This is a genomic window from Oleisolibacter albus (genome assembly GCF_003336875.1).
Taxonomy (GTDB): Bacteria; Pseudomonadota; Alphaproteobacteria; order Azospirillales; family Azospirillaceae; genus Niveispirillum; species Niveispirillum album.
In genome coordinates this window covers 301731-320497 of record NZ_QGNJ01000004.1, presented here as the reverse complement: position 1 = coordinate 320497, position 18767 = coordinate 301731, and the positions used below count along the sequence as shown (strand labels likewise).

At 67.5% G+C, this 18767-nt stretch carries 19 protein-coding genes and 1 tRNA gene; 10 read left to right on the top strand and 10 right to left on the bottom strand.

The features are described 5' to 3' along the window. Nucleotides 1-10: 10 nt before the first annotated feature. Nucleotides 11-1291, bottom strand: coding sequence for a hypothetical protein (locus tag DK368_RS08025; protein WP_114393397.1), 1281 nt, complete (start codon nucleotides 1289-1291; stop codon nucleotides 11-13). A 250-nt stretch (nucleotides 1292-1541) separates the two neighbouring features. Further along, nucleotides 1542-1616 (bottom strand) — tRNA-Gln (locus DK368_RS08020). Nucleotides 1617-1808: 192 nt separating this feature from the next. Between DK368_RS08020 and DK368_RS08010 the strand changes: the two genes are divergently transcribed. Beyond that, on the top strand, nucleotides 1809-3023 hold the full coding sequence (locus DK368_RS08010) for a peptidoglycan-binding protein (RefSeq protein ID WP_155524516.1): 1215 nt from the start codon (nucleotides 1809-1811) through the stop codon (nucleotides 3021-3023). 55 nt (nucleotides 3024-3078) lie between these two features. On the opposite strand, the gene purB is transcribed toward DK368_RS08010, so the two are convergent. Continuing rightward, entirely contained in the window at nucleotides 3079-4380 is a 1302-nt protein-coding gene (purB, locus tag DK368_RS08005; RefSeq protein WP_114393394.1) for an adenylosuccinate lyase, read from the bottom strand. Between the two features lie 189 nt (nucleotides 4381-4569). On the opposite strand from purB, the gene DK368_RS08000 reads away from it, so the two are divergent. Continuing rightward, nucleotides 4570-5313 (top strand): TSUP family transporter, encoded by a 744-nt coding sequence (locus tag DK368_RS08000; RefSeq protein ID WP_193552265.1) that lies wholly within the window; start codon nucleotides 4570-4572, stop codon nucleotides 5311-5313. A 3-nt stretch (nucleotides 5314-5316) separates the two neighbouring features. Here DK368_RS08000 and radC read toward each other — a convergent pair whose 3' ends face one another. The 3 genes from radC to sfsA all read right to left on the bottom strand — a co-directional run bounded on the left by radC (nucleotide 5317) and on the right by sfsA (nucleotide 7792). Next, nucleotides 5317-6069, bottom strand: coding sequence for a RadC family protein (gene radC / locus DK368_RS07995; protein WP_205028091.1), 753 nt, complete (start codon nucleotides 6067-6069; stop codon nucleotides 5317-5319). 69 nt (nucleotides 6070-6138) lie between these two features. Further along, nucleotides 6139-6984, bottom strand: a complete 846-nt coding sequence (gene map, locus DK368_RS07990; protein ID WP_114393392.1) for a type I methionyl aminopeptidase — start codon at nucleotides 6982-6984, stop codon at nucleotides 6139-6141. A 61-nt stretch (nucleotides 6985-7045) separates the two neighbouring features. After that, nucleotides 7046-7792 (bottom strand): DNA/RNA nuclease SfsA, encoded by a 747-nt coding sequence (gene sfsA / locus DK368_RS07985; RefSeq protein ID WP_114393391.1) that lies wholly within the window; start codon nucleotides 7790-7792, stop codon nucleotides 7046-7048. Nucleotides 7793-7896: 104 nt separating this feature from the next. Between sfsA and DK368_RS07980 the strand changes: the two genes are divergently transcribed. Then, a complete protein-coding gene (locus tag DK368_RS07980; RefSeq protein ID WP_114393464.1) occupies nucleotides 7897-8691 on the top strand; it encodes a competence/damage-inducible protein A in 795 nt (264 codons plus the stop codon). Between the two features lie 84 nt (nucleotides 8692-8775). Here the strand turns inward: DK368_RS07980 and grpE are convergent, their stop codons facing one another. Together grpE and hrcA are read right to left on the bottom strand one after the other, a co-directional pair. Further along, entirely contained in the window at nucleotides 8776-9357 is a 582-nt protein-coding gene (grpE, locus tag DK368_RS07975) for a nucleotide exchange factor GrpE (protein WP_114393390.1), read from the bottom strand. Between the two features lie 190 nt (nucleotides 9358-9547). Continuing rightward, nucleotides 9548-10585: a heat-inducible transcriptional repressor HrcA gene (gene hrcA, locus DK368_RS07970; protein ID WP_114393463.1), complete on the bottom strand. Its 1038-nt coding sequence runs from the start codon at nucleotides 10583-10585 to the stop codon at nucleotides 9548-9550. 177 nt (nucleotides 10586-10762) lie between these two features. Here hrcA and rph point away from each other — a divergent pair, with 177 nt between their 5' ends. The 7 genes from rph to DK368_RS22270 all read left to right on the top strand — a co-directional run bounded on the left by rph (nucleotide 10763) and on the right by DK368_RS22270 (nucleotide 17431). Continuing rightward, nucleotides 10763-11482 carry a ribonuclease PH gene (gene rph, locus DK368_RS07965; RefSeq protein WP_114393462.1) on the top strand — a complete coding sequence of 240 codons (720 nt, stop codon included), beginning with the start codon at nucleotides 10763-10765 and terminating at the stop codon, nucleotides 11480-11482. Continuing rightward, nucleotides 11479-12135 (top strand): RdgB/HAM1 family non-canonical purine NTP pyrophosphatase, encoded by a 657-nt coding sequence (gene rdgB / locus DK368_RS07960; protein ID WP_114393389.1) that lies wholly within the window; start codon nucleotides 11479-11481, stop codon nucleotides 12133-12135. The genes rph and rdgB overlap by 4 nt, the downstream gene beginning before the upstream one ends. 50 nt (nucleotides 12136-12185) lie before the next feature. Beyond that, a complete protein-coding gene (locus tag DK368_RS07955; RefSeq protein WP_114393388.1) occupies nucleotides 12186-12560 on the top strand; it encodes a VOC family protein in 375 nt (124 codons plus the stop codon). A gap of 94 nt (nucleotides 12561-12654) precedes the next feature. Further along, nucleotides 12655-13815, top strand: coding sequence for a radical SAM family heme chaperone HemW (gene hemW / locus DK368_RS07950; protein WP_114393387.1), 1161 nt, complete (start codon nucleotides 12655-12657; stop codon nucleotides 13813-13815). 203 nt (nucleotides 13816-14018) lie between these two features. Next, nucleotides 14019-15140: an HlyD family secretion protein gene (locus DK368_RS07945; RefSeq protein WP_114393386.1), complete on the top strand. Its 1122-nt coding sequence runs from the start codon at nucleotides 14019-14021 to the stop codon at nucleotides 15138-15140. Nucleotides 15141-15147: 7 nt separating this feature from the next. Continuing rightward, complete coding sequence (locus tag DK368_RS07940; RefSeq protein WP_114393385.1) at nucleotides 15148-16731, top strand: DHA2 family efflux MFS transporter permease subunit; 1584 nt, start codon at nucleotides 15148-15150, stop codon at nucleotides 16729-16731. Between the two features lie 4 nt (nucleotides 16732-16735). Beyond that, entirely contained in the window at nucleotides 16736-17431 is a 696-nt protein-coding gene (locus tag DK368_RS22270) for a TetR/AcrR family transcriptional regulator (RefSeq protein WP_114393384.1), read from the top strand. Here the strand turns inward: DK368_RS22270 and DK368_RS07930 are convergent. Together DK368_RS07930 and DK368_RS21315 are read right to left on the bottom strand one after the other, a co-directional pair. Then, complete coding sequence (locus DK368_RS07930; protein ID WP_114393383.1) at nucleotides 17428-17823, bottom strand: MarR family winged helix-turn-helix transcriptional regulator; 396 nt, start codon at nucleotides 17821-17823, stop codon at nucleotides 17428-17430. The genes DK368_RS22270 and DK368_RS07930 overlap by 4 nt on opposite strands. Next, complete coding sequence (locus DK368_RS21315; protein ID WP_155524515.1) at nucleotides 17786-18007, bottom strand: hypothetical protein; 222 nt, start codon at nucleotides 18005-18007, stop codon at nucleotides 17786-17788. Before DK368_RS21315 ends, DK368_RS07930 begins: the two co-directional genes overlap by 38 nt. Nucleotides 18008-18767 lie beyond the last annotated feature (760 nt).

Below are 18767 nucleotides of genomic sequence, written 5' to 3'. Positions count from 1 at the left end.
CCTGAACCGGTCAGGCCGCATCCATGGCTTTGGCGGTCTTGATGGCGTCGCGCAGCAGCACGCCCTTGCGCAGGATGTTATCCACGACCCGGCCCTGCACCAGGTTGATGCCGCATTTCTCGGCGAACATCAGACCACGGACACTGCCGCAGCGGGCCAGGACGAAACGGCAATTGCTCTGGGCCTGGATGCGCTCGACAAAGGCGTCATACTCGCGCGGCGGCAGGCTTTCCATCTCGTCGGACCAGAAGATCTTGGCGTAGTCGCAGGCCATGTACTCCAGATCCATATGGGTGACCCAGAAATCGTTCAGCCCGTCGATGCAGATCTTGTAGCCCTTGCTGGCGGCAAAATCGATGACCTCCTTGTACAGGGAGACATTCTCGACCACGTCGGCCTTGTTGATCTCCAGCACCACATTGCCACGGAGTTCCGTGGTCAGACGCTCGTCGAACTTCACGAAATTCGCCGACAGGATGGTGGACAGGTTGAGATTGAGGCCGATGCGCTTGCCACGCAGAAAATCAACCCCGTAATTCAGTGCCTTCAGCACAGAATTGTCGAGATTGGCCGTGAAATAGCTGAACAGCCATTTGTTGGCGGTGATGTCGTATTGGGGTGAGAGTCGCTCTTCCAGTGCCTTGACGGCGATATAGAGTTCAAAATATTCGAATTCGTTCTGCTCTAGCCCCTGGATGTTGACAACGGGCTGATTCAGCATGAAGGGCGACAGATCGAACATCTGCACCGCCCGCTCGATCTTGCCCAGTTCCTCCAGCGTGACCGGCGGTTTCGTCTCCTGCTTCTGTTCGGTCCCGCCATCGCGCCCCAGACTCTCGATGAAGCGGATGACGCTCACAAAGTTCAGCGACAACTCCATGATCGAGTAGAGGCTGTCCTCCCCGTAGGGATTGCGCTTCACCAGGCTGGTGCGCGACAGCAGCAAGCGCTCGATCTGCGAGCAGACGGTGGAGATCACCGAAAATTTGATGCCCTTGTAGAGAACGATGACGTCGTCGTTCGACAGGGAAAATACCTGGAGATAGGCCGACTGGTCCGCCGTCTCCTGCATGGCGCGGCGGATCGACAGGACATCCAGGTTCGATTTGTCGCGCAGCAGCGACATATGCAGATGGATCAGCCGCAGTCCCTGCACTTCGCGCTTGGCAGACTGGAGCAGCGTATAGAGTTTCTGGTCGTCATACTCGACGCGATCGGGAAGCTGGGCTGTCCTTTCCCCCGGCTTGATGCGGACCCAATCCCGCTTCGGTGCCTGCGGCTGCCGATTCATCGTCCCTTGCGCCTCACCCAGCCGAGCCCTTCCCAGTGCAGATATAACGGAATGATACATAAAGCAACCGCCGGTACCTGCATTGAACGAATTTATACAGAATTTATGCGTATTCCGACACGGTAATTTTAACAGCAGTTTAACAATGATCGGCCGGAGAAGGAAAGCCCAAGCGGCTGCACGGCTCCCGCCGCCAGCCCCGCGTCGGCACGACTGCTGATTTCATGTCTATGACTGGAAGGGAGACAGGTGGCTGGGGCGCCAGGATTCGAACCTGGGAATGGCGGTACCAAAAACCGCTGCCTTACCGCTTGGCGACGCCCCAAGACCCTCGCAAGGGCCGGCACCATAATCGGATTTTCCCCCGGCTGCAACGGGGACGATCCGGATTATGGGGGAAGGGAGGAATGCCGGTCGAGCCGGGGCTGCTCACTGGCCGTTAAGGGCTTTCCTGCTACGGTGGATCCGGTCAATTCTTCGCCGCCCATACCGATATCCATCCAGGGAGAGACCGGCCATGCGCCGGAGCTGCCGACTGTTCGCCCCATTTCTGCTCGCCACCATGCTGGCAGCCCCGCCGGCCTCCGCCGCCACGGCCAAGCAGCCGGACGCGACCGCCAGCCACGAGACAACAGCCGCGGGCAAGAAGCCGGCCGTGAAGACGCCTGTGGTGAAGCCGGTCGCGAAGCCGGCGGTCAAGCCCGTCGCCGCAGCAAGATCCATGGCCAAACCGGCGGCGAAGCCGCAGAAGGCGGGCGCGCCCGCCCAGACGCCGGCAAAGGCCACCCCGGCGGCTAAATCCGGTCCCTTTGCCGGCAAGGCCGCTGGCAGGCCGTCCAAGGGCGGGAAGGCCATGGCAGCCGCGGCCGGTGCCGCGGCCCTGACCGCACCGCCCCCCCTGCCCGCCAAGGCCGACGAGCCGCTGCGGCTGCTGGACAGCCGCGCCCGCGCCGGCGATGTCGACGCCCAGGTGGAACTGGCCGAGTATTTCGCCTCCGGTACGCCGCCGACGGCGGCAGATGTGCGCAAGGCCGTCTACTGGTACGAGCAGGCTGCCACCCAGGGCGATGCCGATGCCGGCTGGGCCCTGGCCGCGCTCTATCGCGGCGATCTCGGCGTCCCGGCCGATCTCGACAAGGCCGTGGGCTGGTACCGCCGGGCCGCCGAACTGGGCCATGCCGAAGCCATGTATGATCTGGGGCTGCTCTACAGCGATGGAACCGGCGTCGACCGCGACCTGGAGCAGGCCGCCTCCTGGTTCGAACAGGCGGCCGATGCCGGGATCGCCCGCGCCCTGATCATGCTGGGCGCGCTGTACGAGGAAGGGGTGGACGGGGCACCGGACCTGGACACCGCTGCCGGCTGGTACGCCCGGGCGGCGGAAAGCGGTGACAGCACCGCCCGCGCCGCCCTGCAACGGCTGGCCGAAGGCGGCAGCAACATCGAGATCGCCGAGGCCGGGCCCCTGGACGCCGCAGCGCCGGCGGCAAGCCGGCCACCGGCTACGGCCGCCAGCCACGGCAACCACGCCATCCCCGTGGACCAGGCCGGGGTCAAGGAGATCCAGGAACGGTTGAAACGGCTGGGCTACAAGATCGGCACGCCGGACGGCTTCCTGGGCAAGCGCACGGTCGCCGCCATCCGCGCCTATCAGAAGAAGCAGGGTCTGCCCGCCGACGGCCGGGCCAGCCATGATCTGCTGGTCTCGCTGCGGGGCAGCCGGGTCGGCTGACGGAAAAGACCGGTCGGCCGGGGGCGGCCATCGCCCCCGGCGCGCGCAGACAGGATCACGCCTCCGGCCCGAAGACGCGGGCGAAGATCGTGTCCACATGCTTGGTGTGGTAGGCGAGGTCGAAGGCATCGTCGATCTGGGCCGCCGACAGATGCTTCATCACCTCGGCATCGGCCTTCAGCAGGGTGCGGAAGTCCTTGCCTTCCAGCCAGACCGGCATGGCGTTGCGCTGCACGGCGCGATAGGCATCCTCGCGGCTCATGCCGGCCTGGGTCAGGGCCAGCAGGACGCGCTGGGAATTGTGCAGGCCGCCCAGCATGTCCAGGTTCTTCTGCAGATTCTCCGGATAGACCACCAGCTTCTCGATCAGGCCCACGGCCCGCATCAGGGCGAAATCCAGGGTCACGGTGGCGTCCGGCCCGATCATGCGCTCCACCGAGGAGTGGCTGATGTCGCGCTCATGCCAGAGGGTGACGTTCTCCAGCGCCGGAACCACATAGCCGCGCACCACCCGCGACAGGCCGGACAGATTCTCCGACAGCACCGGGTTGCGCTTGTGCGGCATGGCGCTGGAGCCCTTCTGCCCCGGCGAGAAGAATTCCTCGGCCTCGCGCACTTCGGAACGCTGCAGGTGGCGGACCTCGGTGGCCAGATTGTCGAGGCTGGCCGCGATCACGCCCAGCGTGGCGAAGAACATGGCGTGGCGGTCGCGCGGGATGACCTGGGTCGAGTGCGGCTCCACCGACAGGCCCAGCTGCCCCGCCACATACTCCTCCACGAAGGGATCGATGTTGGCGAAGGTGCCGACCGCCCCGGAGATGGCGCAGGTGGCGATCTCGGCCCGCGCCGCTTCCAGGCGCTTGCGGTTGCGGGCGAAGGCGGCGTAGTGGCCGGCCAGCTTGACGCCGAAGGTGGTGGGTTCGGCATGGATGCCGTGGCTGCGGCCGATGGTGGGGGTGTATCTGTGTTCCAGCGCCCGCGCCTTCAGCGCCGCCAGCAGCTTGTCCAGATCCGCCAGCAGCAAATCGGCCGCCTGTTTCATCTGCACGGCCAGGCAGGTGTCCAGCACGTCGGAGCTGGTCATGCCCTGGTGGACGAAGCGGGCCTCCGGCCCCACATGCTCGGCCAGATTGGTCAGGAAGGCGATGACGTCGTGCTTGGTCTCGCGCTCGATCTCGTCGATGCGGGCAATCTCCCAGGCGCCGCGCTCCCACACCGCCTTGGCCGCCTCCGCCGGGATCACGCCCAGCTTGGCCTGGGCGTCGCAGGCATGGGCCTCGATCTCGAACCAGATGCGGAAACGGTTCTCCGGCTCCCAGATGCGGGTCATTTCCGGGCGGCTGTAGCGGGGAATCATGGGCCCTGTCCCTAAGCTCGGTGGCGATCTGGCCCGGGACCCTAGCGGCGACGGTGTCCGAACACCAGTGCCGGGAGATCATGCCGCCCCGTCCCTGCCGCGGGGTGGTGCCGCAACGGCGGGGATGGGCAAGGGACGGGTACTGATGCAATCTGCCACCGCCGTTCCCGCTCCTCCCCCGAGGGTCCTATGCTGATCGACGCGGCCCTGTTCCTTGCCGCCTTCCTGGCCGGTGCGCTCAATGCCGTGGCCGGGGGCGGAACGTTCCTGACCTTCCCGACACTGATCTTCGCCGGCGTGCCGCCGATCCAGGCCAACGCCTCCAGCACCGTGGCACTGTTCCCCGGCTCCTTCGCCGCCCTGGCCGCCTACCGCAAGGATCTGGCCCGGCTGAAGACCGTCCACATCCCGGCCTTTTTCGCCATCAGCCTGCTGGGCGGGCTGCTGGGGGCACTGCTGCTGCTGTGGACGCCCCAGGCGGTGTTCCAGGGTATCATCCCCTGGCTGCTGCTGTTCGCCACTGTGCTGTTCGCCTTCGGCAAGCCCATCAGCGCCTGGATCTCTGCCCGCTGGACCCTGACCATGGGGCCGCTGCTGGTGGTGCAGTTCTTCGTCGCCCTTTATGGCGGTTATTTCGGCGGCGGCATCGGCATCCTGATGCTGGCCTCGCTGGGCCTGTTCGGGCTGAAGGATCTGCATGTCATGAACGGGCTGAAGACGCTGGTGGCCGGGGCGCTGAACGCCGTCGCCACAGTGACCTTCATTGTAGCCGGCGCGGTGGACTGGCGAGCCGTGGCCATCATGCTGCCGGCCGCGGTGCTGGGCGGCTATGGCGGGGCCGCCCTGGCCCGCCGGGTGCCGCAGCCGATCCTGCGCGGCTTCATCCTGACCGTGGCCGTGCTGATCACCGGCTATTTCTTCGTCGAGGGGTAAGGGCTACAGCAGCCCCGCGCTCTTGAAACTGACATGGCGGCCCTTGCCGATGACGAGATGGTCATGCACCACCACGCCCAGCGCCTGGGCGGCGGCCACGATCTGCTTGGTCATGTCGATGTCGGCACGCGACGGTGTGGGATCGCCGGAGGGGTGGTTGTGCACCAGGATCAGGGCGCTGGCTCCCAGTTCCAGCGCCCGGCGCACCACCTCGCGCGGGTAGACGGGCGTATGGTCTACGGTGCCGCGCTGCTGCACCTCGTCGGCGATGAGCGTGTTCTTGCGGTCCAGGAACAGCAGGCGGAACTGCTCGACTTCCTGATGCGCCATGGCGGCGGCGCAGTAATCCAGCAGCTTCTGCCAGGAGGAGAGGACGGGCTTGTTCAGCACCTCCTGCCGGGCCATGCGCAGGGCCACCGCCCCCGCCACTTTCAGCGCGGAGACGGCCCCCTCGGTCATCTGGGCATAGGATTGCAGCCGCTCGACCGGGGCATTGACCACGGCCCACAGTCCGCCGAAATCGCGCAGAAGCTGCTTGGCCAGGGGCTTCACGTCGCGGCGGGGGATGACGAACAGCAGCAGTTCCAGCAGCTCGTAATCCTGCAGCGCCTCCGCCCCCTGGCCCAGGAAGCGGGCGCGCAACCGTTCGCGGTGGCCATGATAATGGGGCTGCTCCGCCGTGCCGTCGCCGGCACCGCCGTACTCCCCCGCGTCGAGCAACCGGTCCGCTGTCGCCGCCTTCGGCTTGCCACCCATGAGCGAACATCCCCATTGCCACGCCCGCATGCAAGTGTAGCAACGGGGACGGGAACGTGCCAGCAGGGATCAGCCGGCGGTCGCGATGCCGAGGGCCGATGCCATGGCCGGCAATTCGTAAGGCGGCTTGGTCAGGCCGGCGGGGGACAGGGTGAAGATCTCGTACCCGTCCTTGGTCACGCCGATGGCATGCTCGAACTGGGCCGATAGGCTCTTGTCGCGGGTGACTGCGGTCCAGCCGTCGGACAGCACCTTCACCTCGTAGCGGCCGGCATTGATCATCGGCTCAATGGTGAAGAACATGCCTTCCTGCAGCACCGGTCCCTGACCGCGCTTGCCATAGTGCAGCACGCTGGGCGCGTCATGGAAGACGCGGCCCAGGCCGTGGCCGCAGAAGTCCCGCACCACGGAGAAGCGGTGGCTTTCGGCGAAGCTCTGGATGGCATAGCCGATATCGCCCAGGGTGGCGCCCGGCTTGACCACGGCGATGCCGCGCATCATCGCCTCATAGGTGACGTCGATCAGCTTCTTGGCCTTCACCGACGGCGAACCGGCCACATACATGCGGCTGGTGTCGCCGAACCAGCCATCCAGGATCACGGTGACGTCGATGTTGGCGATGTCGCCCTCCATCATCCGCTTGGTGCCGGGAATGCCGTGGCAGACCACATGGTTGATGCTGATGCAGCTGGCCTTGGTATAGCCCTTGTAGCCGATGGTGGCCGGAATGGCCCCGTGATCGCGCATGAACTGCTCGATCAGCCGGTCCAGTTCCTCGGTCATGACGCCGGGCTGCACATAGGGGGTGATGAAATCCAGCGTGGCCGCAGCCAGACGGCCCGCGCGGCGCATGCCCTCGAAATCCTCCGGCGTATGGATCTTGATGCTGCGCGTGTCTTCGTATTCGTCGTCCACCGGAAGCTCTCGTCTGACAAGGGAAGGGGCAAGGAAGGCATGAAACCAATGGCCGGCCGGGTCAGCCGGCGGCCACCGGGGTCGGAACGGGCTGGATCGGTCCGGACAGCACGGTCAGGGGCCGATCGACGCGGATGCCCTGGGGCGTGACCTTACACCCCCAGCAATAGGCTTCAACCCCGGCCAGCCGTGCCCGCTCCAGACCCAAGGCATAGGTCGGGTCCAGATCGGCGGCAACCCGGAAGTGGTCGCAATCCTCCCGCTGGACAAGATAGAGCATGACCGCCCTGTGCCCGGCGCGCACCATATCCGCCAGTTCCAACAGGTGTTTGGCCCCGCGGCTGGTCACACAGTCCGGGAATTCCGCCACCGGCGGCCCGCGGCGCAGATGCACATTCTTGACCTCCACATAGGCCCGGCCCCGGGCCGGGTCCTCCAGCAGGAGGTCGATGCGGCTGCTGATTCCGTACTTCACCTCCCGGCGCAGGCTGGCATAGCCCGCCAACGCCGGGATCAGGCCGGCATGGATGGCCTCCTCCGCCAGCCGGTTGGGATGATTGGTGTTGCAGCCGACCAGGGTGCCGGTGGCCTGCTCCACCACCGCCTCCAGCGTCCAGGCCAGCTTGCGCGCAGGATTGGGCGATTGCGACAGGAAGCAGCGGCTGCCCGGCCCGTCCAGCCCCAGCATGGCACCGGAATTGGGCACATGGGCGGTGACGGTGCTGCCGTCGGGCAGCACCACATCGGCCAGGAAGCGCTTGTAGCGCCGCAGCAGGGTGGCCTCGATCAGGGGGGCGGGGAACTGCATCGATCGGTGGGACGCAAAAGGACAAGGGAATGGGCCGGGACTGTCGCGCAATGGCCCGGGCGGGTCTATACCATTCCTGCCGCAAGACCGGAGCCATCCGCATCATGACCGAAAGCCCCCTGTCCGCCGCCCCCGCCACGGGCACCCCGACCGCCGCCCTGCTGATCATCGGCAACGAGATCCTGTCGGGCCGCACCCAGGACGCCAATCTGGCCTTCATCGCCAGGCATCTCAGCGGTCTCGGCGCCCCGTTGCGGGAGGTGCGCGTGGTCCCGGACGTGGAGGAGGAGATCGTGGACGCGGTCAACGCGCTGCGCACCCGCTACACCTATGTCTTCACCACCGGCGGCATCGGCCCCACCCATGACGACATCACCGCCGAGTGCATCGCCAAGGCCTTCGGCCTGCCGCTGATCCGCCATCCCGAGGCCGTGCGCCGGCTGGAGGCGCATTATGCCGGCACCGCCCTGCTGAATGAGGCGCGGCTGCGCATGGCCAACACACCCGAGGGCGCCCGCCTGATCGACAATCCGGTCAGTGCCGCCCCCGGTTTCCAGATCGGCAATGTCTTCGTCATGGCCGGGGTGCCGTCGATCATGCAAGCCATGCTGGTGACGCTGGACGACCGGCTTGCAGGGGGGCCGAAGCCCCTGATCCGCAGCATCATCAGCAGCCTGCCGGAAGGCAGCTTCGCCGATGGGCTGCGCGCCCTGGCCGCCGATCATCCAGCCGTGGACATCGGCAGCTATCCCAGCTTCCGCCAGGGCAGGGTCTCCACCGCCCTGGTGTTGCGCACCACCGATCCGGCGGCGCTGGACGCGGCCCTGACCGCCGTTCTGGCCCTGTTGCAGGGGTTAGGCGCCGATCCGACCGTGGTGGAGGGGTACGGGGAGGCGTAAGCGCCACACCCATCCTGTCCCATGAAAAAAAGGGCGCCGCAGCGGGCGCCCTTTCCTTGTCGACGTATCCCGGGGGCCGTCGGGTCAGGCGTTGGTATCCAGCTTGGCCGGATCGGCGGCACCGCCCTTGGCGACTCCGACGATGGCCTCGCGCAGCAGACGGCCATGGATGGTGTAGCCGGACTGCAGCACCTGGACCACGGTCCCCGCCGCCTTGCCGGTGCCCTCCACCTCCATCATGATCTGGTGGAAGTTGGGATCGGCCGGCTTCTCCAGCACCTCCATGCGGGCGATGCCGGCACGCTCGAAGGCGGCGGCCAACTGGCGCTCGGTGGCTTCCACCCCAGTCAGCAGGCTGTTCACGGCCTGATCCTGTTCGCGGGTCTCGGCCGGCACGGCCTCGATGGCGCGGCGCAGATTGTCGGCGACGGCCAGAAGGTCCTTGGCGAACTTGGAGACGGCGTACTTGGCCGTGTCCTCGCGCTCGCGCTCGCTGCGGCGGCGGACATTCTCGGTTTCGGCCAGGGCGCGCAGCAGCTGGTCCTTCAGCGTGGCCACCTCGGCCTCCAGGGCGGCCGTGCGGTCGGCGGACGGGGCGGCCTTGCTTTCAGGGGTGGCACCGTCGGCTGTGACGTCGGTCTCCGGCGTATTGTTCGTTTCGCTCATTCTCAGGGCCTCGGATTCACTTCGGACGGGTCTTGGACGGATCGGCGGCGGTCGGGTCCGCGCGCCTTCGTTTAGGCAGCTTTGCCGCTGCTGTCGAGAGATTGCCTCAGCAGATAAGAATGCGGACACCGCCCGTCGAGGGGAAAAGCGGTGCGGATCACCCGCCCCCTCTCCGAAGCCCCGCGGCGGCTCAGCCGATCAGGCGCCCGATAACGCGGGCCGTATAGTCCACCATGGGGATGATGCGGGCATAGTTGATTCGGGTCGGGCCGATGACGCCGATGGCACCGACGATCTGTTCCTTGGTGTTGCTGTAGGGGCTGATGATCATGGAGCAGCCGGCATGGCGGAACAGGTCGTTCTCCGCGCCGATGAAGATCTGCACCCCCTCGCCCTTGCCGGTGGCGTCCAGCAGCCGGACCATCTGCTCGCGCGTATCCAGCGCTTCGAACAGGCTGCGGATGCGCTCCAGGTCCGATAGGGCGGTGACATCCTCCAGCAGCTTGGCCTGCCCGCGCACGATGAGGTACCCGCCGCCCGACCCGGTGCTGGACCAGGTGGCCAGCCCCGTCTCCACCACCTTCTGGGTCAGCAGGTCCAGCTGGGTGCGCTGTTCCTCGATCTCGCGTTGGATGGTGCTGCGCGCGTCGGCCAGGGTCCCGCCGACGACCTTGGCATTGAGATAATTGCTGGCCATCTGCAGGGCCGAGGGAGGCAGGCCCAGCGGCACCTCCACCACCCGGTTCTCCACCAGCCCGTCCTCCGTCACCAGCACCACCAGGGCCTTGCCCGGCGACAGGTTGACGAATTCGATATGCTTCAGCGGCCGGTCGGTCTTGGGCGCCATCACCAGCCCGGCACAGCTGGACAGGCCGGACAGCAGATTGGTCGCCTCCTCCAGCACCTGCGGCACCGAGCGGCCACGGGTAGCGCAGACGGCCTCGATATCCTCGCGCTCGCGCTCGCTGAGATCGCCCACCTGCAACAGCCCGTCGACGAACAGGCGCAGGCCGGCATCGGTGGGCACGCGCCCGGCCGAGGTGTGCGGCGCCTTCAGCAGCCCCAGATCCTCCAGATCGGCCATGACGTTGCGGATGGTGGCCGGGGACAGCTGCACCGTCAGGCGCCGGGACAGGGTGCGCGACCCCACCGGCTCGCCCGTCTCCACATAGGCTTCGACGATGTGGCGGAAGATCTCCCTGGACCGCTGGTTCAGTTCACTGATCATGCCCATGTCGTACCGTTGATTCTGCTCTTTGAGTCTAGTGGTCGCGGGGTCCGAGATCAACGGGGCCGCCCGTCATGGCTGCCGCAGCGGCAAAGGCGACAGCCGGCGGGGTGGACGCGCCTGCCCCCGCCGGAGTATCAGAGGCCGGCGAACAAATCCCTGCCTGGAGTCCCGATGATGACCCGTCCGTCCGGCCGTGCGCCCGATGCGCTGCGCCCCGTCAGCCTGGAGACCGATGTCTCCAAATATGCCGAGGGCTCGTGCCTGGTGAAGTTCGGGGACACCCATGTGCTCTGCACCGCCAGCGTCGAGGACAAGGTGCCCCCCTTCCTGCGCGGCAAGGGCGAAGGCTGGGTCACGGCGGAATACGGCATGCTGCCCCGCTCCACCGAAAGCCGGATGGACCGTGAGGCGGCCAAGGGCAAGCAGTCCGGCCGCACCCAGGAGATCCAGCGCCTGATCGGCCGCTCGCTGCGCGCCGTCACCGACCTGCGCGCTATGGGCGAGTTGCAGGTCAAGGTCGATTGCGACGTGATCCAGGCCGATGGCGGCACCCGCACCGCCGCCATCACCGGCGGCTATGTCGCCCTGCATCTGGCCTTCCAGCATCTGGTCCGCATCGGCGTGCTGAAGGCCGTGCCGATGACCGACAGCGTGGCCGCCATTTCCTGCGGCCTCTACAACGGCACCCCGGTGATGGACCTGGACTATGCCGAGGACAGCAACGCCCAGGCCGACTCGAACTTCGTGCTGACCGGCACCGGCGGCATCGTCGAGATCCAGGGCACGGCCGAGAAGACCCCGTTCCAGGAAGCCGAGTTCCTGGCCCTGATGGCCCTGGCCCGCAAGGGCATCGCCACGCTGACCGCCCTGCAACAGAAGGCGCTGGGCCGATGAGCGCGACGATCTCGGGCACACCGTCGCCGGAGGGAACGCCGCGGCGCTTCCAGGGCGATACGCTGGTCATCGCCAGCCACAACAAGGGCAAGGTCAAGGAGATCGCCGCCCTGCTGGGCGCCTATGTCCGCCACTTCCCCTCGGCCGGTGATTTGAATCTGGCCGAGCCGGAGGAGACCGAACAGACCTTCATCGGCAATGCCCGGCTGAAGGCGCTGGCCGCCGCCCGCGCCTCCGGCCTGCCGGCCCTGGCCGACGACAGCGGTCTGGCCGTGGACGCGCTGGACGGCGCCCCCGGCATCTATTCGGCCCGCTGGGCCGGTCCGGAGAAGGACTTCGCCCTGGCCATGGAGAAGGTGCGGCGCGAACTGACCCTGGCGACCGAGCGCAAGGACGACCGTGCCCGCTTCGTCTGCGCCCTGGTGCTGGCCTGGCCCGACGGGCATGTGGAGGCGGTAGAGGGCTATGCCCATGGCCATCTGGTCTTCCCGCCGCGGGGTACCAGGGGCTTCGGCTACGATCCCATCTTCATCCAGGACGGCCACGGCATCACCTATGCCGAGATGGAGCCGGAGGCCAAACACGCCATCAGCCACCGGGCCGACGCCTTCCGGCAACTGGTGGCCCGCTGTTTCACCCCACCCGAGGCCTGAACGGGCCGTCCGGCCGCTCCGCCTGCGGGAAACGCCACTGTGAGGACACCATGATCGGATATGTGACGCTGGGCACCAATGATCTGGCCAGGGCGGCCGTCTTCTACGACGCGATCGCTGCCGAACTGGGGGTCGGGCGCTTCATGGAGTTTCCCACGGGCATCGCCTGGGGCCGCCCCGGCGGCGCCGCTGGCATCGCCGTGATGAAGCCGTTCGATGGCAATCCGGCCAGCGTCGGCAACGGGGTGATGGTGGCGCTGGCGGCCAAGGACAAGGCCCAGGTGGAGCGGCTGTACCAGTTGGCCCTGTCCCTGGGCGGCCGTGACGAGGGGGCGCCGGGTCCCCGCGGCGAAGGCGGCTTCTACGCTGCCTATTTCCGCGATCCGGACGGCAACAAGCTGAACGCTTTCGTCGCCAACCATTGAACCCAGGCGGCTTGAACCAGGGCGGCGCGCAGGGGCGGAGAAGAGCGGCGGGGGCAACGGTGCCCTGGCCGGCCGGCGCAGTATGGACGGATGGATGAACGACAGGCTTCCCGGCTTCGCCCTTTATGTCCACTGGCCGTTCTGCGCCAGCAAATGCCCCTATTGCGACTTCAACTCCCATGTGCGGGAGGGGGTGGATCATGCGCGCTGGCGTGCCGCCCTGCTGCGCGAGCTGGACCATTTCGCCGACAGCACGCCGGGGCGTATCCTGACTTCGGTCTTCTTCGGCGGTGGCACCCCGTCTCTGATGCAGCCGGAAACGGTGGAGGCCATCCTGCGCCGGGCCGATGCGCGCTGGGGCCTGCCCGCGGACACCGAGGTGACGCTGGAGGCCAATCCCACCAGCGTCGAGGCCGACAAGTTCCGGGCATTCCGCGCCGCCGGCGTCAACCGAGTCAGCCTGGGCATCCAGGCCCTCAATGCCGCCGATCTCAAGGCCCTGGGCCGCCGCCACTCGGCGGAAGAAGCCCTGGCCGCCATCGCTCTGGCACGGCAGTTGTTCCCCCGCTACAGCTTCGATCTGATCTATGCCCGCCCCGGCCAGACGGTGCCGGCCTGGCGCGAGGAACTGGCCCGCGCCCTGGACCATGCGGTGGGGCATCTGTCTCTGTACCAGCTGACCATCGAGGAAGGGACCCAGTTCCACACGCTGCATGCCCGCGGCGCGCTGGTGATCCCGGACGAGGACACCCAGGGCGAATTGTATGCCGCCACCCAGGATGTGCTGACGGCAGCCGGTCTGCCGGCCTATGAGGTGTCCAACCACGCCCGCCCGGGCGAGGAGAGCCGGCACAACCTGACCTACTGGCGCTATGGCGATTATGTCGGCATCGGCCCCGGCGCCCATGGCCGGCTGACCCTAGACGGGCAGAAGCTGGGCACCCGCACCCACCGGGCGCCGGAGGTCTGGCTGGAGCGGGTCGAGCGCCTCGGCACCGGCGGCCACGCGCCGGAACCGGTGGCAACGGCGGACCGGCTGACCGAGCTGCTGATGATGGGGCTGCGCCTCAGCGAGGGCGTGCCGCTGGCCCGTGTCCATGCGGAGACCGGGCACGATCTGGAGCATTGGGTGGCGCCGGAGCGGCTGGCCCGCCTGGTCCGCCACGGCATGCTGGACAGCGACGGCAGCACGCTGCGGGCCACGGCCGCGGGGCGCGAACGGCTCAATGCCGTATTGGCCGCCCTGCTGGGCTGAGATCGCCCATCCATCCGCTGTGATCGACCCGCTGTGATCGACACGACACCGCATGCGTCCCCGGCATGGCCGCCGCGGCGGCATCGGGGTCGACCGGCCGAACGGTGCGATTGACCGCGGCCGAGGGCGGCCCCATAGTCGCCGTCGAAATACTGGACCGTCCAGTTTCATAATTTGGACATCTTCCCCTGCCGAGGCTTGCCATGAAGAAGACGATCGGCCTGCTCCTGCTGCCCGTGCTGCTGGCCGGGGCGGCCTGGTTCGCCTGGTCCTGGTGGACCGAGGGGCGCTTCATCGAAAGCACCGACAACGCCTATGTCGAGGCGGACATCACCACCATTGCCCCGCGGGTCGAGGGCTATGTGGCCGAGGTGCGGGTGGTGGACAATCAGCCGGTCAAGGCCGGCGATGTGCTGCTGCGCATCGACGACCGCGACTACCGGGCCAAGGTGGCCCAGGCGGAGGCCCGGCTGGAAGCGGCCAAGGCCAAGATCGCCAATATCGACAGCCGCCTGACCCTGGAAGCGGCGCTGATCCGGCAGGCCGAGGCGGGCGTTGCCTCGGCCGAGGCCGAGGTCGCCCGCGCCCGCGGCGACCAGACGCGCTATGCCGCCCTGGCCGGCCGCGACTTCGCCAGCCAGCAGCGTCTGGCCACGGCCGTGGCCGATGCCGGAAAGGCGGACGCGGCCCTGACCCGGGCCCGTGCCGCCCTGGCGGCCGAACGGGAGCAGGTGGGCGTGCTGGAAACCGAGCGGGCCGGCGCCGTGGCCAGCCTGTCGGAGACCGATGCAGCCCTGACCCTGGCCCGCAACGATCTGGAGAAGACGGTGCTGCTGGCGCCGGTGGACGGGGTGGTGGGCAACCAGGGCGCCCGCGTCGGTCAGTATGTGCGGGCCGGCAGCCAGCTGATGTCGGTGGTGCCGGTCCAGGCCGCCTACATCACCGCCAATTTCAAGGAGACTCAGATCGAGGGGCTGAAGGTGGGCCAGCCGGTGCGGCTGAGCATCGACGCCTATTCCGGGCTGACGGTGACAGGCCGGATCGAGAGCCTGGCCCCGGCGTCGGGCGCCCGCTTCAGCCTGCTGCCGCCGGAGAACGCTACCGGCAACTTCACCAAGATCGTGCAGCGCATCCCCGTGCGCATCGCCGTGCCCGCCGACAGCCCCCTGGCCGGACGGCTGCGGCCCGGACTGTCCGTCGTCGCCGCCGTGGACACCCGCGCCGACGGCACGCCGCTGCGCCCGGTCCCGGCAGGAACGCCCATGGCGGCGCAGGCGGCGACGCCCCCCGCCGCGCCGGTTGCGGCACCGGCCGGCAACCGGTGACCCGGCCATGAGCGCCGTCCCTCTGGAGCAGGTGCCGCCTGAGGCCCGGACCGTCAGCACCCGCACGCTGGTGGGTTTTCTGGCCATGGTCTTCGGCATGTTCATGGCCATCCTCGACATCCAGATCGTGGCCAGCAGCCTGACCCAGATCCAGGCCGGCGTGGCCGCCAGCGCCGATGAGATCGTCTGGGTGCAGACCAGCTACCTGATCGCGGAGGTCGTGATGATCCCGCTGTCGGGCTTCCTGTCGCGCCTGTTGTCCACACGCATCCTGTTCACCCTGTCAGCCCTGGGCTTCACGGCCATGAGCTTTCTCTGCGCCCAGTCCAACAGCATCGAGGAGTTGGTGGTCTGGCGCACATTGCAGGGATTCGTCGGCGGGGCCATGATCCCCACCGTCTTCGCCACCACCTTCCTGACCTTTCCGCCCAGTGCGCGGGCTCCGGTGACGGTCATGATCGGACTGGTCGCGACGCTCGGCCCCACCATCGGCCCGACGCTGGGCGGCTATCTGACGGAACAGCTGAGCTGGCACTGGCTGTTCCTGATCAATCTGGTGCCGGGCCTGCTGGTGGCCGGCACGGTCTGGAGCCTGATCGACATCGACAGACCCAATCTCGGCCTGCTGAAAGGCATCGACCTCATCGGCATGGGGCTGATGGGCGCCTTCCTGGGCAGCCTGGAATATGTCATCGAGGAGGGTGCGCGGAACCAGTGGTTCGAGGACGAGGACATCGTCCACTTCACCATCGTGGCCGCGGTGTCCGGCCTGCTGTTCCTGTGGCGCGTGCTCAGCTATCGCCAGCCCATCGTCGATCTGCGCAGCCTGCGCAACTTCAACTTCGCCATGGGCTGCATCTATGGCTTCATCATCGGCATCGGCCTGTACGGCTCGGTCTATGTGCTGCCGCTCTATCTCGGCCAGATCCGCGGCCTGAACGCCCAGCAAATCGGTGAAACCATGTTCGTCACCGGTATCTGCCAGTTCCTCTCCTCCCCCATCGCCGGGGTGCTGTCGAGCAAGATCGATGTGCGCAAGGTGCTGGCCATCGGCTTCGGCCTGCTGGCCACCAGCTTCCTCATCACCGCGCCGATTACCGCCGACTGGGACTTCGATCAGTGGATGCTGCCGCAGATGATCCGCGGCGCCGGACTGATGTTCTGCATCATCCCCATCACCACCCTGGCGCTGGGCACGCTGAACCAGGATCAGGTCAAGAACGCCTCGGGCCTGTTCAACCTCATGCGCAATCTGGGCGGGGCCTTCGGCCTGGCCGGCATCAACACCGTCATCACCAACCGGTCGGCCCTGCACGGCCAGCGCCTGTCGGAATGGGCCGATCCCACCCGGCCGGAGGTGGCCCGCTGGCTGGAACAGGTCTCGGCTCGGCTGTCGGCCAGCCTTCCCGGCGACAGCGAACTGGGCGCCATCCGCATGCTGGTGCGCACCGTGTCCCGGCAGGCGACGGTCATGACCTTCGCCGACGTGTTCCTGTTGATGGGTGTGGTCTTCGTGCTGGCCCTGGCCACCCTGCCCTTCGTCCGCCGCCCGGTGCTTCAGGGCGCCGGCACCGACAGCGGAGCCCATTGAGAGCATGACCGATCCCCTATCCTCCACCGCGTCCTCCCCCCGGCGCCGCGCCGGCCGCCCGCCCGATCCGGAGAAGCGCAGCGCCATCCTGGATGCCGCGCGCGAGGTGTTCCTGCGCGACGGCTATGGCGCCAGCATGGACAGCGTGGCCGAGCGGGCCGGCGTGTCGAAACAGACCATCTACAAGCATTTCTCCGCCAAGGAGCAGCTGTTCCAGGCCATCATCCGCAGCCATTGCGACCGGGTGCTGGAACCGCTGCTGGCCGGGCGGGAGGTCCGACCGCCGCGGGAGGCGCTGCAGATCCTGGGCGTGCGCTTCCTGGAACTGATGCAGATGCCGGATTACGGGCGGCTGCTGCGGACGCTGGCGGCAGCCTTCCCGCAGTTCCCGGCGTTGGGGGAACTGTTCTACGAGGCCGGCCCGCGGCGGTCGCGGGCGGCGCTGGTGGCCTATCTGGCGGAAATGGACCGGCACGGCCTGCTGCACCTGCCGGACCCGGCCCTGGCAGCCGAGCAGTTCATGGGCATGGTCGGCGGTTCGATCCAGCTGGGTGCCCTGCTGGGCACCGGGCGGCCCCTGTCGGACACCGAGCGGCAGGACCGGGCGGCCGCGGCCGTGGCCGTGTTCATGGCCGCCTATGCGCCGTTGCCGCTGGCAGGGCCGCCGTCGGCGGCGGGCACAGCGGATCGGGCGGGTTAGGCCCGCCGGCGCTGCGCGGGCGTGTCCGCCTGGGGCGGGTCCAGCAGATCCGCCAGTTGCCGCGCCAGTTCCCGGCCCTTGTCGGTCAGGGTGATGATCTTGCGGCGGCGTTCGCGCGGGTCCTCTTCCGCCTGGACCAGGTCATGGCCGGCCTTGCCGAAGCTGTGCCACTTCGACAAGGCGGCCACATTGCGCGACGCGGAGGACTGGGCGATGCCCAGACGCTCGGACAGGTCGCGGATGGACAGGCCCTCATTCTGCGCGATGGTCAGGAACGACAGCGCATACTGGATGGGCAGGTCCGGATCGAGGGTGCGGAACGCCCCCAGCACCCGGACGATCGGGTCCAGGTCATCAGGTTGCCAGGCTGCGTCCGTTGGATGTACGGCCATCAAATGTCGGTCCCCGGACTGCCGGCCGCCAACGGGCCGGCGTATAGATCAGATGGACACGACCGAGCCAGAACAGGACTTCCCCGTTCTCCCGCCGGACTTGCAGTCCACGCGGGGCTTCGGCCCAGCGTGCGACCTCAATGAAAAGCTTGGGGCCTTTTCCCAAGGAGATGAACAGGCTCATGACGTCCCTCTTGTTGTCGGATTCTGTGCTGTGCGTCGGATGGAAGCGCACGGCCGGTGCGGGCGTCGCCGCAACGGCGCGTGCCGCTGCCGAAGCCAAGGAGACGGTGGGACTGCAGCATGGGGTTTCCTCCTGCCTGGGGTGAACGTCAGAAGCGGTTGTGACCGAACTTCGGGAGAGTTGCAACCGGCAATCTATCGCATAGGCCAGTCTATTCCGAGATCGGATGATTTAGTGCAAAAGAAACCAGCGTCGGGCCGGCTGGTCCGACCCGCTGCGGCGACGGATACGGCACGCCCACGCCGGCCCGCATCCGATCCGGCATCGCCGAGCACATCCCGGACAAGGGCAGCCGGCAGATCGCCCAGCCCTGGCGGCGCGGGCCGGAACAGAAGAGCCAACCGCCGGAATGGCTCGATGATCATGGGGCACCTCACAAACCATGGGACGACGGCGAAACGTCGCCGGAAGCGCATTACATCCGATATAGGATGTTTTATCAAGATCGCTGTTCCGGGGGCTGACGGGAATGCCGATCACCGGCGGACACCATTGTCCTTGCCCACACCACCGAGTCGGACCCGTCATCCGGCAGGTTTCCCTCCCGCGACGGCGGTGCAGTGCGGCGCGGGCGGGTGGTGGAAGCCGGAGCGGACCACTTCGCGGCGACAGGCAGGGGCCAAGACCCGGGAGACCCTCCCACCCCCTTGATCTTGCCCGCATTTGCTCGCACGCTGCCCGCAGTTTGGTGGGGGACAGA